The 13,729-nt window shown below is 43.5% G+C and carries 11 protein-coding genes; 5 read left to right on the top strand and 6 right to left on the bottom strand.

Annotated features, from left to right (window positions below; translation table 11 throughout):
* Positions 1 to 8 precede the first annotated feature (8 nt).
* Positions 9 to 281 carry an oxidative damage protection protein gene (locus tag H4I94_RS12900; protein WP_086196454.1) on the top strand — a complete coding sequence of 91 codons (273 nt, stop codon included), beginning with the start codon at positions 9 to 11 and terminating at the stop codon, positions 279 to 281.
* A gap of 646 nt (positions 282 to 927) precedes the next feature.
* Here the strand turns inward: H4I94_RS12900 and pgsA are convergent.
* The 3 genes from pgsA to uvrC form a co-directional block, all read right to left on the bottom strand.
* Positions 928 to 1,515, bottom strand: coding sequence for a CDP-diacylglycerol--glycerol-3-phosphate 3-phosphatidyltransferase (pgsA, locus tag H4I94_RS12895; RefSeq protein ID WP_092821058.1), 588 nt, complete (start codon positions 1,513 to 1,515; stop codon positions 928 to 930).
* 108 nt (positions 1,516 to 1,623) lie between these two features.
* Positions 1,624 to 2,418 (bottom strand): acyl-CoA thioesterase, encoded by a 795-nt coding sequence (locus H4I94_RS12890; RefSeq protein ID WP_261183354.1) that lies wholly within the window; start codon positions 2,416 to 2,418, stop codon positions 1,624 to 1,626.
* A gap of 109 nt (positions 2,419 to 2,527) precedes the next feature.
* On the bottom strand, positions 2,528 to 4,327 hold the full coding sequence (gene uvrC, locus H4I94_RS12885; RefSeq protein ID WP_261183353.1) for an excinuclease ABC subunit UvrC: 1,800 nt from the start codon (positions 4,325 to 4,327) through the stop codon (positions 2,528 to 2,530).
* Positions 4,328 to 4,515: 188 nt separating this feature from the next.
* Here uvrC and H4I94_RS12880 point away from each other — a divergent pair, with 188 nt between their 5' ends.
* The 3 genes from H4I94_RS12880 to fadA all read left to right on the top strand — a co-directional run bounded on the left by H4I94_RS12880 (position 4,516) and on the right by fadA (position 9,395).
* The gene (locus H4I94_RS12880) at positions 4,516 to 5,565 is read left to right on the top strand and encodes an AAA family ATPase (RefSeq protein WP_261183352.1); all 1,050 of its coding nucleotides are present in this window, start codon (positions 4,516 to 4,518) and stop codon (positions 5,563 to 5,565) included.
* Between the two features lie 491 nt (positions 5,566 to 6,056).
* Positions 6,057 to 8,210, top strand: coding sequence for a fatty acid oxidation complex subunit alpha FadB (fadB, locus tag H4I94_RS12875; protein ID WP_261183351.1), 2,154 nt, complete (start codon positions 6,057 to 6,059; stop codon positions 8,208 to 8,210).
* 12 nt (positions 8,211 to 8,222) lie between these two features.
* The gene (fadA, locus tag H4I94_RS12870) at positions 8,223 to 9,395 is read left to right on the top strand and encodes an acetyl-CoA C-acyltransferase FadA (RefSeq protein WP_261183350.1); all 1,173 of its coding nucleotides are present in this window, start codon (positions 8,223 to 8,225) and stop codon (positions 9,393 to 9,395) included.
* A 50-nt stretch (positions 9,396 to 9,445) separates the two neighbouring features.
* Here the strand turns inward: fadA and H4I94_RS12865 are convergent, their stop codons facing one another.
* From H4I94_RS12865 to H4I94_RS12855, 3 genes are all read right to left on the bottom strand, one after another.
* Complete coding sequence (locus tag H4I94_RS12865) at positions 9,446 to 11,005, bottom strand: SIR2 family protein (RefSeq protein ID WP_261183349.1); 1,560 nt, start codon at positions 11,003 to 11,005, stop codon at positions 9,446 to 9,448.
* A 233-nt stretch (positions 11,006 to 11,238) separates the two neighbouring features.
* Entirely contained in the window at positions 11,239 to 12,108 is an 870-nt protein-coding gene (gene tehB / locus H4I94_RS12860) for an SAM-dependent methyltransferase TehB (RefSeq protein WP_261183348.1), read from the bottom strand.
* A gap of 204 nt (positions 12,109 to 12,312) precedes the next feature.
* Entirely contained in the window at positions 12,313 to 12,585 is a 273-nt protein-coding gene (locus H4I94_RS12855) for a hypothetical protein (protein ID WP_261183347.1), read from the bottom strand.
* Between the two features lie 399 nt (positions 12,586 to 12,984).
* On the opposite strand from H4I94_RS12855, the gene H4I94_RS12850 reads away from it, so the two are divergent.
* On the top strand, positions 12,985 to 13,593 hold the full coding sequence (locus H4I94_RS12850; RefSeq protein WP_261183346.1) for a hypothetical protein: 609 nt from the start codon (positions 12,985 to 12,987) through the stop codon (positions 13,591 to 13,593).
* Positions 13,594 to 13,729: the final 136 nt, after the last annotated feature.

The following is a 13,729-nucleotide window of genomic DNA, read 5'->3' as shown; positions in this document are numbered from 1 at the left end:
AAACGGATATGTCTCGACAAGTTTTTTGCCGTAAGTATCAAACAGAAATGGAAGGTTTAGACTTTGCTCCCTTCCCGGGTGCAAAAGGTCAGGAGCTGTTTGACACTGTATCTAAACAGGCCTGGCAAGAGTGGCTCAAGCATCAAACGACGCTCATTAACGAGAAACGCCTAAACGTGTTTGAACCAGATGCAAAGAAATTTCTTGAAGAACAACGTGAAAAATTCTTCAATAATGATGAGTCACTGGAAAAAGCTGAAGGCCTAAAGCCTGAGGCGTGATAAAGCGGAGCGCTGCTCCGCCACGCCGCAAGGCAAGAGCTTTGCTCGCGCAGGCTTTAATCTAAAAAGAATCCCCTTTATTGAGGATTTCTTTTTTAAGCTGCTCTAAAAATTACGCAAGACAAGCGAAGCGCGTAGTTTTAAATGTCATGAAGGAGTCTCTCAGTAGACTCCTTTTTTAGTTTAAGAACGCTGCTCCGCCACGCCGCAAGACGAGAAGCCATGCTTTAGATGGCCAGAATAGGGTGTTGCACTTCAAATGCTCATCTAAGCTTTCCTAAAAAACCCGAATACGACTTTAATTTTCTATTTTATTTTTAATTTTAAAAATTCTACTTATCCCATAAATCTTTTTAAACATTTAGAAATAACTGTAATTCAAAAATACATTTCTCAATAAAACTATACATTACAATACAATAACACACATGATTTGACTGTTGTCCTCCCCTATACTTGGTCTCAAGTAGATGGTTATCCATCTTATAACAATAATAAATATCCCCGATTTCAATCCTAGGTTTCCCCCAAAATCTAGGATTTTTTTTATCCGTTATTTTTTTAATGCGTCTCTTTCCCGAAACGTGTAGAGAAATAAAAAACGCCCTGCTTTCAGGACGTTTTTTGAATTTTTTTAAAGCTGAACTTAAGGCTGCTTTAAATAGGGCCATGCTGCTTTTAAATAAATAAACATCGACCATAAAGTCAGAATGACCGCAGTGTAAAGCAATGCATAAGCCAACATTTCAAGCGGTTGCCAGTTCAGTAAAAACACTGAAATCGCAATCATCTGAAAAGCGGTTTTATATTTGCCCACTGTCGATACCGCCACACTGGTACGAGCCCCCAGCTCTGCCATCCACTCGCGTAAGGCAGAAACCGTAATTTCACGGGAAATAATGACAATGGCTGCAAACGCCATAGAAATGGTCGGTTGCCATTGCACCAGAACAATCAATGCAGCCGCAACCATGAGCTTATCCGCTACAGGGTCCAAAAAACGGCCAAATGCGGAGGTTTGATTGAGTGAGCGCGCCAAATATCCATCAAACCAGTCAGTTACAGCAGCAATGACAAAAATGGCCGTTAAAATAATGTGACGAGTCACATTTGCATCATGACCTGCAACACCAACCGCAGGTGGCCAGTATGCCACCAGCAAGAAAACCGGTATTAAAGCAATACGCGCCAAAGTCAAGATATTCGGAATATTCAGGATGCGACCTGTAGTCATAGACACCGCCAATTTTTCCCCTTTATGTACAATGAAAAACCACACATATTTTGAGGATGGATTCATCGTTAATAAGAGTCACTTTATACGAATTGCCATAAAGTGTCACTAGGCAAACACGGTAACTGTCTGTCTGGAAATCGCAATCAGTCTATTTTCTGCATCCCAAAGATGGGCATACTCGGTCGAATAACCCTCTGCGGCATAATCGGTAAATACTTTATATTTAAACCAATCATGCAGCTGATTTTTTAAAGGATGCACATAGGTCACATGCCAGGTCAGCGAACTGGCCGGTGCAAATGCCTTAAACATCGGCAAGACACCAGGCGGCCACATATCGAAAGCCACCATCAAGTCGGCAATGCTCATGTCCCGATTGTCATGCCGGTCCGGATTAAAACGCATCCAGCCACTAAAATCAGGTTTGACACTGCCGCTACATGGATATTGCCCATCCACCCAGACCAGGTCCATCTGCCCAAAACATTCCGGTGCTAAAGGATGATGCTGTGCAATGGTTAATTGTTCAGGCATTGGGAACTCAGGTGCAAGTCGTTCCTGCTGCACTGAAATCGCAGACTGGCGATGCGTCCCAAAACTGGCAATCAAAATACTTTGCACGGCATCGTCCTGCCAGAGTCGAACTTCAACCGTGGTCACGGATTTACCTTGACGCAAGATTTCAGCACTCAACCGGACTGGTGCCATTTGTACTGGCCCGACAAAAGTCACACTGGTACTTAACAGCTGTTTTTCCGCATCGGCAACCGCGAGCAAGGCTTTTTGCATCATCATCCCGGCCACCAGTCCACCATAAATGGTGCGCCCCTGTAACCAGCCTTGCGGAATATCGACCCATTCGTCCTGTTCGATCGCAGTGAATAATTGGCGCAGTGACATCCTTCGTCCTTTGGATTTTTTGATTGGCTCTATCTTTCACTTATTTTCAACTGTTGTGAATGATCAATGACTGCTGCGTCAGTGAGCACTTTGGCCAATCTGTCCGAATTTATTCATGCAATACCTTATAAATGGTACGAGCCATCACATCGCCCAAACCGGGCACCAGCTTCAAGTCATTTTCCGAGGCTTTCAGTACACCCTGAATGCCGCCAAAATGGGTCAACAGATCACGGCGACGTTTCGGTCCCAGTCCTGGAATCACTTCCAGTACCGACGAGCCACGTTTCTTGTCACGTTTGGCCCGATGCTTGGTAATGGCAAAACGGTGCGCTTCATCACGCACCTGTTGAATCAGATGCAGGGCTTTATGGTCTTCCGGCAGCTGGATCTTCGTGCCATCAGTAAAATGCAGGGTTTCCAGACCGGGTTTACGCCCTTCGCCTTTGGATACCCCGACCATAAAAGCGTCCAGCCCCAGCTCCTGCATCACTTCCATTGCCATATGCAACTGGCCTTTACCGCCGTCAATCAACAGTAAATCCGGCAGCATGGCTTTTTTATAACGGCGGGTCAGTGCCTGACGCATAGCCGCATAATCATCACCGCCGGTAATATCATCAATCGCAAACTGGCGGTAATCGCGTTTTCGTGCACCGCCCGAATCAAACACCACACAAGAGGCAATGGTGGCTTCGCCCATGGTATGCGAGATATCGAAGCATTCAATCCGGTCGACGGGACGGCCGACCACCTGTTCCAGCTGATGAAAGCGTTCATTCAGTTCAAAATGATTGGCCAGCTGGCCTTTAATGGCATGCTGCACATTCATATTGGCCAGTTCCAGCCACTCGGCCCGGGTTTCCCGAACATTGTGCTTGATCTGCACCTTTTTGCCGAATTCCTGTTGCAACGCCTGTTCCAGCTCTTTGCGGTCCGAAAGCTCGACATTGACGATCAGCTCGGCTGGCACTTCATCGGCCACCTGAAAATAGAAGTTCGCCATGAAGTCCGAAAGCATTTGTCCCAGATCATCGCCCAGCATATCCGGGAAATAGCTTTTACCACCCAGCATTTTGCCGTTGCGCACATGCATGATCTGCACGCAGGTCACTCCAGCATGATAGGCAATCGCCAGAATATCAGCTTCCCCTTTGAGTTTATAAATTGCCTGATTGGCTTGCACATCACGCAATAAACCCATGCGATCACGATAAAATACGGCTTTTTCAAATTCGAGCTTTTCAGCGGCTTCTTCCATTTTCTGAATCAGTTCCTGATTCAGTTCTTTGGTATCGCCCTGTAAAAAGCGAATCGAGTTTTTGACATCTTCCTGATAATCTTCAGGCGAAATCAGACCGACACAGGGCGCGCTACAGCGTTTAATCTGATACTGCAAACACGGACGCTTGCGTTGGGCAAAATAGCTGTTTTCACACTGCCGCACATTAAACAGTTTTTGCAGCACGACCAGAGTATCCCGCGCATTATAGGCGCTCGGATAAGGCCCGAAGAACTTACCGACCTGATGTTTGCCTTTGCCACGACCAGCGGCAATACGCGGATAAGGCTTGTCGCTGGAAACAAAAATATAAACATAGGATTTGTCGTCGCGCAGCATGATGTTGTACGGCGGACGATGCAGCTTGATCAGGTTCTGTTCCAGCAATAAGGCTTCGGTTTCCGAGCGGACCACCAGCGTTTCAATGTCATAGATCCGCGCCACCAAAGCCTGTGTTTTCGGATGTTCGATGGTTTTGACAAAATAGCTCGACACACGGTTTTTCAGATTTTTGGCCTTGCCCACATACAGCAATTCGCCGTCTTTGCCCAGCATGCGGTAAACGCCCGGTAAAGTGGTCATATGGGCCAGAATCTTTTCAATATGTTCTCGTGCGTTTTCGTTCACATTCAGCCTGATTTAAATTGGATAAGCTTTGCTACATGATGTGATGGTTTTCACGCCATTTTCAAGCCAATTCGGTATTTTCCCTTCATCAAACAAAGTTCCAGCAATCACCTGATTGCTAAAAGCTATAAGTAAATTGCGCTTATTTTGCTATGCTCAAGTCATCTGAATAATTTGGATCAAACTGAATGACGACCACCAGTCACGCCATGCATATTGTCAAACCCGTTACTGCAACGCATAGCACATCTGAAAAAGATAAACTGATTGGCAAGCCGCGTTTTCATTTTGAACCGCTTGAAGTCATGCAGCTGCTGAAGCAGCGTATTATTGGACAGGATGCCGCGCTGCATGAAATTGAAAAAATGCTGCATGTGGTCAAAGCCGATTTTTCCAGCCCCGAGCGTCCCTTGTCCGTAACCTTGATGCTCGGCCCAACCGGTGTCGGTAAAACCGAAACGGTCCGTTTGATCAGTGAAGCCATCTATGGCCGTCCGGATGCCTTCTGCCGCATCGATATGAATACCCTGGCGCAAGAACACTATGCCGCCGCCATTACCGGTGCACCTCCGGGCTATGTCGGCTCCAAAGAAGGTCATAGCCTGTTTGATGAAACTGCCATTGCAGGCAGCCATACCCGTCCGGGCATTGTGCTGTTAGATGAGCTGGAGAAAGCCTCAACTGAAGTGATTCGCGGTTTAATGAATGTGCTGGATACCGGAAAACTCACCCTCACTTCAGGCACCAAAACCATCGACTTTCGTAACTGCATGATCTTTATGACTAGCAATGTCGGGGCACAAGCCGCGCAGCAATATCTGGATAAACTGAATTTCTTGCCGAAAAAAATGCAGGACTTATGTCTGAAAAAATTGCCGACCCGGAGCATTATTGAAAAAGTCATGTACCGGAAGTTTGATCCCGAGTTTTTAAACCGGATTGACCGCACCCTGCATTATCAGGCGGTACAGGATGATGCCCTGCCGAAACTGGTGGACATTGAACTGCAAAAGCTGAACCAGCGCCTGCAACATCAAAAGCGTGCTGTGGTTTTGACCGATGCCGCCAAAGCCCACTTTTATAAAGATCATGATATCCGTTTTGGCGCACGCCATTTGGCCCGCAGAATGCGCACCGAACTGGAACCGCTTCTGGCGCTGTATTTTTTAAATTATCCGGAAAAGGCTCAGCTCACTGTGAATTTTTCTGAAGGGCAATTGATCATTCAGCCCGAATAATCATTGTTATCATCACGCTTGCAGTCAAATACGAGGCCAAGTATTTGACTACACATGCGCCTTGCTTTGATAAACTCCAGCTTCCCTTCAAACCTGCCAAACCACGATCTTTAACTTAAAAAATTCAGTTTAAGGCTGCATTTGTAGAGCTGAAAATTCTGATGGATTGACTATTTTGACTAAAACAGAGGCATAAAAAGCTTGCAATCGTGACGCTGTACCCGATATAAACAAGCACGAAATTATTAAAAAATCTTAATCTAAACAAAAAGTTCATCACATTTTTAAGCGCTACATTAAAAATCAGGCTGCCCCCTACCCGGGTATGTTGAAAAAAAATTGATGACCCTAGCGTCACGGCTTGATACAACTTGTTATGTTCTTTTTGGATATAGTTATCGTAAGATTGGCGAAGCATAAATGTACGCTGGAATTGCGTACACGCTTCACAACATCAACTTAGAAGTCCTCCAAAATAAAGGAGATCAGGCATGATCCACGCTGGCAATGCCATTACCGTCCAAATGCTTTCGGACGGAATTGCAGAATTCCGCTTTGACTTACAAGGTGAGTCGGTCAACAAATTTAACCGTGCAACGCTTGAAGATTTTAAGGCTGCTATCGAAGCTGTAAAAGCAGATAGCGCCATTAAAGGTTTGATCGTTACCTCAGGTAAATCAACATTTATCGTTGGTGCTGACATCACTGAATTCGGTGACAACTTCGCACAAGGCGAAAAAGCGATTGTGGATTGGGCATTGCCTGTTCACGACATCTTCAATGCATTTGAAGATTTAGAGATTCCGAAAGTTGCTGCAATCAATGGTATGGCATTGGGCGGCGGCTTTGAAATGTGCCTGGTGTGTGACTACCGTGTGATGTCAGAAGCGGCTCAAGTCGGCCTGCCTGAAATCAAACTCGGCATTTTCCCGGGCTTCGGCGGTACGGTGCGTTTAAGCCGTGTCATCGGTATCGACAATGCGGTTGAATGGATGGCGATGGCTAATCCGAAAAAACCTGCTGCTGCGCTGAAAGACGGTGCTGTTGATGCGGTTGTGGCTGCGGACAAACTTACTGACGCTGCAATTGATCTGGTGAAACAGGCGATTGCTGGTCGTTTGGACTGGAAAGCAAAACGTCAGGAAAAACTGGACCCTGTTAAGTTGAATATGCTTGAACAAATGATGGCATTCAACACGGCAAAAGGTGCAGTGCTTGCGAAAGCAAACCCGGCTCAATACCCTGCGCCTAAACTTCTTCTCGATTCATTACAGGCAGGTGCAAGCCTTCCACGTAACGAAGCATTAAAAGTAGAAGCTGAAGGCTTTGCAAAAGCTGCGATTACGCCACAAGCGGGCGCGTTGATCGGTTTATTCATCAACGACCAGATCGTGAAGAAAACTTCCAAGAAATATGAAAAAGGTGCGCACCCGGTTAACCAGGCAGCCGTTCTAGGCGCGGGCATCATGGGTGGTGGTATTGCTTACCAGGCGGCAAGCAAAGGCACACCAATCATCATGAAAGACATTGGCAACCCTCAACTTGCTTTGGGTATGAAAGAAGCCAATGGTCTTTTAACGAAACAAGTTGAACGCAAGAAAATGAAACCTGCGCAAATGGGTGAAACACTTGCGCGCATCCGTCCAACTTTAAGCTATGACGAATTCAAAGAAGTCGACATCGTGATTGAAGCTGTGACTGAAAATCCAAAAGTCAAAGGCATCGTTCTGAAAGAAACTGAAGCAAAAGTTCGTGAAAACACGATTATTGCTTCTAACACGTCTACAATTTCAATCACACGTCTGGCTGAAAACCTGGAACGTCCTGAAAACTTCGTGGGTATGCATTTCTTTAACCCGGTACACATGATGCCATTGGTCGAAGTGATCCGTGGTGAAAAAACCTCGGCTGAAGCGATTGCAACCACTGTGGTTCTTGCTCAGAAAATGGGTAAAACGCCAATCGTGGTGAATGACTGCCCGGGCTTCCTTGTGAACCGTGTATTGTTCCCTTACTTCGGTGCGTTCGACCTGTTGCTTAAAGATGGTGCTGACTTCCAGCAAATCGACAAAGTGATGGAACGCTTCGGCTGGCCGATGGGCCCTGCTTACCTGATGGACGTGGTCGGTATCGACACTGGCGTTCATGGTGCAGAAGTGATGGCAGAAGGTTTCCCTGACCGCATGAAACCGGACTTCAAAGGTTCAATCCAAACCATGTATGAAGCAAAACGTCTGGGTCAAAAGAACGATGTTGGTTTCTACAAGTACGAACTGGACAAGAAAGGCAAGAAAGCCAAAGTGGTTGATCCAACTGCGTACGAACTTGTGGCATCCGTTGCAACTGCGGAAAAACGTGAGTTTGATGCTCAGGAAATCATTGACCGTATGATGCTGGCTTTCTGTAACGAAACTGTTCGTTGCCTGGAAGACAACATTGTTGCAACGCCGTCTGAAGCAGATATGGCGATGATTATGGGTGTAGGTTTCCCTCCATTCCGCGGTGGTCCATGCCGTTACATCGACCAAACTGGTGTTGCTGAATACGTTGCACTTTGCGACAAATACGCTCACTTAGGTAAGGCTTATGAAGCGCCACAAATGTTGCGCGACATGGCTGCTAACAACAAAAAATTCTACGGTTAAGGAGCAACGTGAATGGCTACTTTAAATCCGCGTGACGTTGTCATCGTTGATGGCGTACGTTCAGCAATGGGTAAAACCAAAAACGGCATGTTCCGCAATGTACGTGCTGACAGCTTGTCTGCTGAATTGGTTCGCGCTTTGGTTGCCCGTAACCAGTTTGATGTCAACGAAGTTGAAGACGTGATCTGGGGCTGTGTCAACCAGACGCTTGAACAAGGCATGAACATTGGCCGTAACATCGCGTTACTGGCCGATCTTCCGAAGACTGTTGCAGGTCAAACCGTCAACCGTCTGTGTGGTTCTTCTATGCAGGCCATCCACACGGCTGCTGCGCAAATTGCGACTAACCAAGGTGATATCTTCATCATCGGTGGTGTAGAGCACATGGGTCACGTGGGCATGATGCACGGTATCGACATCAACCCTGAAGCATCTAAACACTATGCAAAAGCGTCTAACATGATGGGCTTAACCGCTGAAATGTTGGGTCGCATGAACGGCATTACCCGTGAAGAGCAGGATGCGTTCGGTGTTGAATCTCACCGCCGTGCTTGGGCTGCAACTCAGGAAGGCCGTTTCAAAAACGAAATTATTGGTGTTGAAGGTCATGACCAAAATGGCTTCAAAATCCTGTGCGACATCGACGAAGTGATTCGTCCGGATGCCAACCTTGAAGCGTTCCAGGCTTTACGTCCTGTATTTGACCCGAAAGGCGGTACAGTAACTGCTGCAACATCTTCAGCGTTGTCTGACGGTGCTTCTGCTATGTTATTGATGTCTGCTGAACGTGCTCAAGCGCTTGGTCTTAAGCCACGTGCTGTAATCCGCTCTATGGCGGTTGCTGGCTGTGATGCTGCAATCATGGGCTTTGGTCCGGTTCCAGCAACACAAAAAGCGCTTAAACGTGCTGGCTTGTCAATTGCTGACATTCAAACTTTTGAGTTAAACGAAGCGTTTGCTGCACAAGGTTTGTCTGTTCTTAAAGGCTTAGGCATTTATGACCAGCAAGACCGTGTGAACTTGAATGGTGGTGCGATTGCTTTGGGTCACCCATTGGGTTGTTCTGGTGCGCGTATTACCACGACATTGCTGAACGTGATGGAACAGCAAGATACACAAATCGGTCTTGCGACCATGTGTATCGGTTTGGGTCAAGGTATCGCAACCATTATCGAACGTGTTTAATTCTTAAATACTAAGATAAAAAGAAACCCCGCTTTTGCGGGGTTTTCTTTTTATCTATTGACTAAACAATCATAAATACACACTAAGCGCTTATAGTTAGAATTATTCCAACTTTCTTCAAATTTTTCTTTTAGATAATCTGCCAAAATTCTTAAATTTTCTTTTGAATTGTTATCAACAATATATTGCCCTAAATAATCCGCACGAACTGAATCACTAAACTGCGTATTTTTAATCAACTCAAGTATATCTAATCCGGCTAATCCCTTATTCTTATAAGAATTTCTATACGATTTGGCAATTTTTAAAACAAATGACTTCTCATTAAAACTAAATAAGTTTTTAAAATTATCAGAAGCATTTTTTAAAGGCTTATAATTAGGGTCAGCTCTGATGAAGCTTTGAATCGGTACATAAACTGCCGATTTGCAAATATCTGAGAGTATATTATTTAAAATTTGCGCTCTATCAAACTCAATATCTCCATATATTGCATCAGATAGAATCATTTTGAAATTCACACCTTTTAACCCAACTTCACTATATCCTTTTTGAGCAACACCAAAACCTGCAACAAACTCAATTTTGTTGGTTCCCTGCATAATTTCTTCAATATTCGTAGCACAATATAATTTTTTATCTGGCGCTTCCCCCTGAACAATTTCATAGAATTGCTCCCTAAAAGTTCTAAGAATATGAGCAGGAATTTTTCTTTCTTTACCCTGTAATGCTAAGTAAATTTTTCCAAAGTCATTTGTTTTAATTTGAGTAATAGGGATACTTTTTCCTTCTTCAAATGAAAAATGCGTATTAGAAATTGAATCTTCATCGCCATGTGAACGATTTATAAAGATCAAATTTTTCGCAAGTTTTTGCTTATGCTCATCATTAGTCATCATTGCAGAAATTGAACATAAGATGGATTTTATATTTTCATCATGTAAAGAATAGCCTATAAATAAAATTGGATGCTCTAAAAAAATTGATAAAAGTTTTGCTGCTAAGTAAGGGTTCTTCTTGTGAAAATCTTCATAATCAGATTTAGTTAAAACTAGTGACTTAGGGTCTGAACAACATCCATGAATTTTATAAATTTCGGCAATTTTTTGAGGGTTTGAAAATAATAAATCGCTTTGACCAATATAAACTTTATATTTATCATCGATGAATATATTTTCTAAAAGCAAATCCCAATTTGTTGTAATAATCCCATCAATAATTGTCTTTTTAGAAGTAAGTATATTTAATTCTTCTTGATGCTTCTTCTCATCCAAAATTACAGCATTTAAATATTCACAAATATCATGTCTAAGTGGTGAAGATATATGTGTATGCCATTCAGGGCGATTTGCTATTTCCTCGGAAGTTGGTAATGACCACCAATAGTCAGAATAGGGTTCAGCCATTTTTTCAGCTGCTAAAGCCAAATCACCATTACTTTCACTTACATAACGAATAAATCCAGTCGGTAATTTTGCCCCAAATTTACTTAATAACCCTTTCCAATCCTCTAAACCTAAATACCTTCTAGAAAAACCAGAACCAATAAATAAGAATGGAGCTGTAGGACTATCTTTAATTATACCTTTCAAACTTTCAGTTATATCCACAACACCCTCTAAATATTATAAAATTCAATAAAATAGCCATATTAAACTTACAATATTTAAAATTCTACTTATCTAAAAGCAAACTTTAGTAGGTATTGAAATACATACTGAACGTTCCTTCTCCCTTTGGGAGAAGGTTAGGATGAGGGGCGTTTTTAATAAAATCCTCACCCTAGCCCTCTCCTTAACAAGGAGAGGGAATTTCCATTGTGAAATCAATAAATTTTCAAAAATTATTGTGAAACACGCTGCGCCAACAACGTCGCAAAATGCTGTTTAATCCGCTTCCCTTCATCATCGACCCGATGCAACTCACCAACATTTTCATTGTATTTCACAATATTCCAGCCCTTATACAAAGCACTTAACTCACCTGCTTTAAACGTAAAAGGAAAGTCAGGCTGTGCAGGTATGTCTGGCGTGTCCATCGCACAGACAATCAGGTTATAGCCACCCGGAGCTGTTGCCTGCTGCATCTGCGCAATTAAAGGTCTAACGGTTTTAGCCTGTAAAAACATCATCACCACGGTACAGCAAATAAAGTCATATATTCCTGTAATGCTTTGGTCGGCATTGAGGTCTCTCTGCTGTACCTGAATATTATCAATCTGCTCAGCCTGGATAATCTGCCTTAAGGTTTTCAGGCTGTTTTCATTGATATCCCAGGCATCCACCTCAAAACCATGCTGACTTAAATACAGCGCATTGCGTCCCTGCCCGCAGCCGACATCCAGGGCACGGCCACCTTGCAAATACGGCGTAGCAGCCAGAATTTCCGAATGCGTGGGTGAAAGCTGATATTTTTTATGAAAATAATCTTGCGGCAGACAGTAAAACTGCAGCTGGCATTCAATGTCATCACTGGCAGAAACAATTTTGTGCCACGCCTGTGGTTCAATAAATGGAGGCTGCTGATCTGAGGTAAATACATGCTCGGACTGTACGCTGCCAGATTCATCCAGCATGGCAAAATGCAGCTCACCCTTGAATACCGTGAGTTTTGCCCAGGTACCGGCTTTGGTATTGTGCTGTTTTTTAAACCCTTGCGGAATAGTCTGCTGTGTCCAGACAGGAAGTTCTTTATAACAAATCAGCTGTTGCATAAAAGACTGCGCTCCAAAGCATCGGTGGTCGGGCTGAAATTAATCAGTTGATGATGTATGTTTTTAGCATAGTACGTTCAACCGCAGATTGAAATAAGCTACTCGCATTCCATTCAGGCAAACCACGTATCCTTTTAAAAACAAAAACTGCCCAGTACGGACAGTTTGATGGTCTTTAAAAAAGAAGTAATGATACTTCGGTTTTTACTGCGACAGTTGTTCGCGCAGCCATTCCATATATTTTTCTTTATCCATAAAATCAGGCGCACTGCCCGTGTCCAGACTAAAATATTGCTGATTGAACTGAATCACAATCTGTTCGGTATGATGCCAGTCTTCTATCATCTGGAAATACTGGTTAAAGAAAAAACGGTTTTTACCCCAATTGTTCAGGCTTTCCAGTTTCGGGTATTTTTTATTTTCAACAAATTCACTGTAAACATGCTGAATATCATCAAAAACATGTAGGGTTTTCATGACTCACCTGCCTAGATTTCATGTCGTGATCTTTGCGACTATTTTAATCTAGCAAACGAATTTGAAAGGCAAATGACAACTCTATTGCAAAACTGTCATGTTTAAAAAGATAAGATTCCTGTGTTCAGCTGCATGTTCGCTTTACCCGGTAAAACCCAAGAAAAACTCAATGATTACAAACATTAGAAATATCAATTTCTATTGAATTAAACCGGAATAGGACAAAAAACTCAAAATTAATGTAACCCATTCGCAACATCATGTTATCACTCTGTAAATTTGGTGGAATATTCACACAATTAAACATCTACAAGCTATTCCGCCAGAAAAAGTAAGGATCTTGAGCGTTAAAATAACCCGTACAAAAAACCTCTTTATTCTCACGATTGAGTAACCAACATGAATACCATTAAAACTGCTGTAGTTATCGCTTTAGTTGCAGGTACAACATCGGCTATGGCTGCTACTGCTGTAGAAACTACTCCGGCGGCTAAAGTTGCTGCTGCAAAAGCACAAGTAAAAGCAGATGTGGCAAAAACAGCGGCTGCAGTTCAAAACACTGCTGCTGTAACTAAAGATAAAGCGGCTGCCGTGTCTAAAACTGCTGCCCATAAAACTGGAGCTGCCAAAGATGCAGCCCTAACAAAAACAGCTCATGCAAAAGATGCCACTGTAGCTAAGACTGTAGCAGCAAAAGAAAAAGCGGTCGTTGCAACTCAAACTGCTGCTCACAAAACAGAAGGTGCTAAAGAAGCTGCTGTAGCCAAAACTGTAGCAGCTAAAGATGCAGCCGTAGCCAAAGTGGTTGAAGCGAAAGATGCAACCGCTGCTAAAACTGCACAAGTAACAGATACCGCTGCGGCTAAAACTGTCGCTGCAAAAGATGCTACTGTAGAAAAAACAGCTGAAGTCAAAGAAGCCGTAGCTGAAAAAACGGATGCGGTTAAAACTGAAGTCAAAGCCGAGAAAAAAGGCTTCTTCTCTTGGTTTAAAAAATCTGCGGCTTAATCTGCTTTAATGCATTTTAACCGTCAAAAAGGATGCCATTAATAGGCATCCTTTTTTATTGCTATTTTAGCGATCAAACTCGAGTACACCCTCCTATTCAAAGGAGTTTTTGCTGTAGTTGCAATCACCTAATGAA

The sequence above is a fragment of the Acinetobacter sp. T_3_1 genome, assembly GCF_025377055.1.
GTDB classification, from domain to species: Bacteria; Pseudomonadota; Gammaproteobacteria; order Pseudomonadales; family Moraxellaceae; genus Acinetobacter; species Acinetobacter kookii.
The sequence above is the reverse complement of the archived record's forward strand: the minus strand, read 5'-3'. Positions and strand labels throughout refer to the sequence as shown.

Excerpts from the sequence above, each read along its gene's own strand:
- H4I94_RS12900 (WP_086196454.1), top strand. The coding sequence starts at position 9 with ATGTCTCGACAAGTTTTTTGCCGTAAGTATCAAACAGAAATGGAAGGT.
- H4I94_RS12850 (WP_261183346.1), top strand. The coding sequence starts at position 12,985 with ATGAATACCATTAAAACTGCTGTAGTTATCGCTTTAGTTGCAGGTACA.
- pgsA (WP_092821058.1), bottom strand. The coding sequence starts at position 1,515 with ATGACTACAGGTCGCATCCTGAATATTCCGAATATCTTGACTTTGGCG.
- fadA (WP_261183350.1), top strand. The coding sequence starts at position 8,223 with ATGGCTACTTTAAATCCGCGTGACGTTGTCATCGTTGATGGCGTACGT.
- H4I94_RS12880 (WP_261183352.1), top strand. The coding sequence starts at position 4,516 with ATGACGACCACCAGTCACGCCATGCATATTGTCAAACCCGTTACTGCA.
- tehB (WP_261183348.1), bottom strand. The coding sequence starts at position 12,108 with ATGCAACAGCTGATTTGTTATAAAGAACTTCCTGTCTGGACACAGCAG.
- fadB (WP_261183351.1), top strand. The coding sequence starts at position 6,057 with ATGATCCACGCTGGCAATGCCATTACCGTCCAAATGCTTTCGGACGGA.
- H4I94_RS12890 (WP_261183354.1), bottom strand. The coding sequence starts at position 2,418 with ATGTCACTGCGCCAATTATTCACTGCGATCGAACAGGACGAATGGGTC.
- H4I94_RS12855 (WP_261183347.1), bottom strand. The coding sequence starts at position 12,585 with ATGAAAACCCTACATGTTTTTGATGATATTCAGCATGTTTACAGTGAA.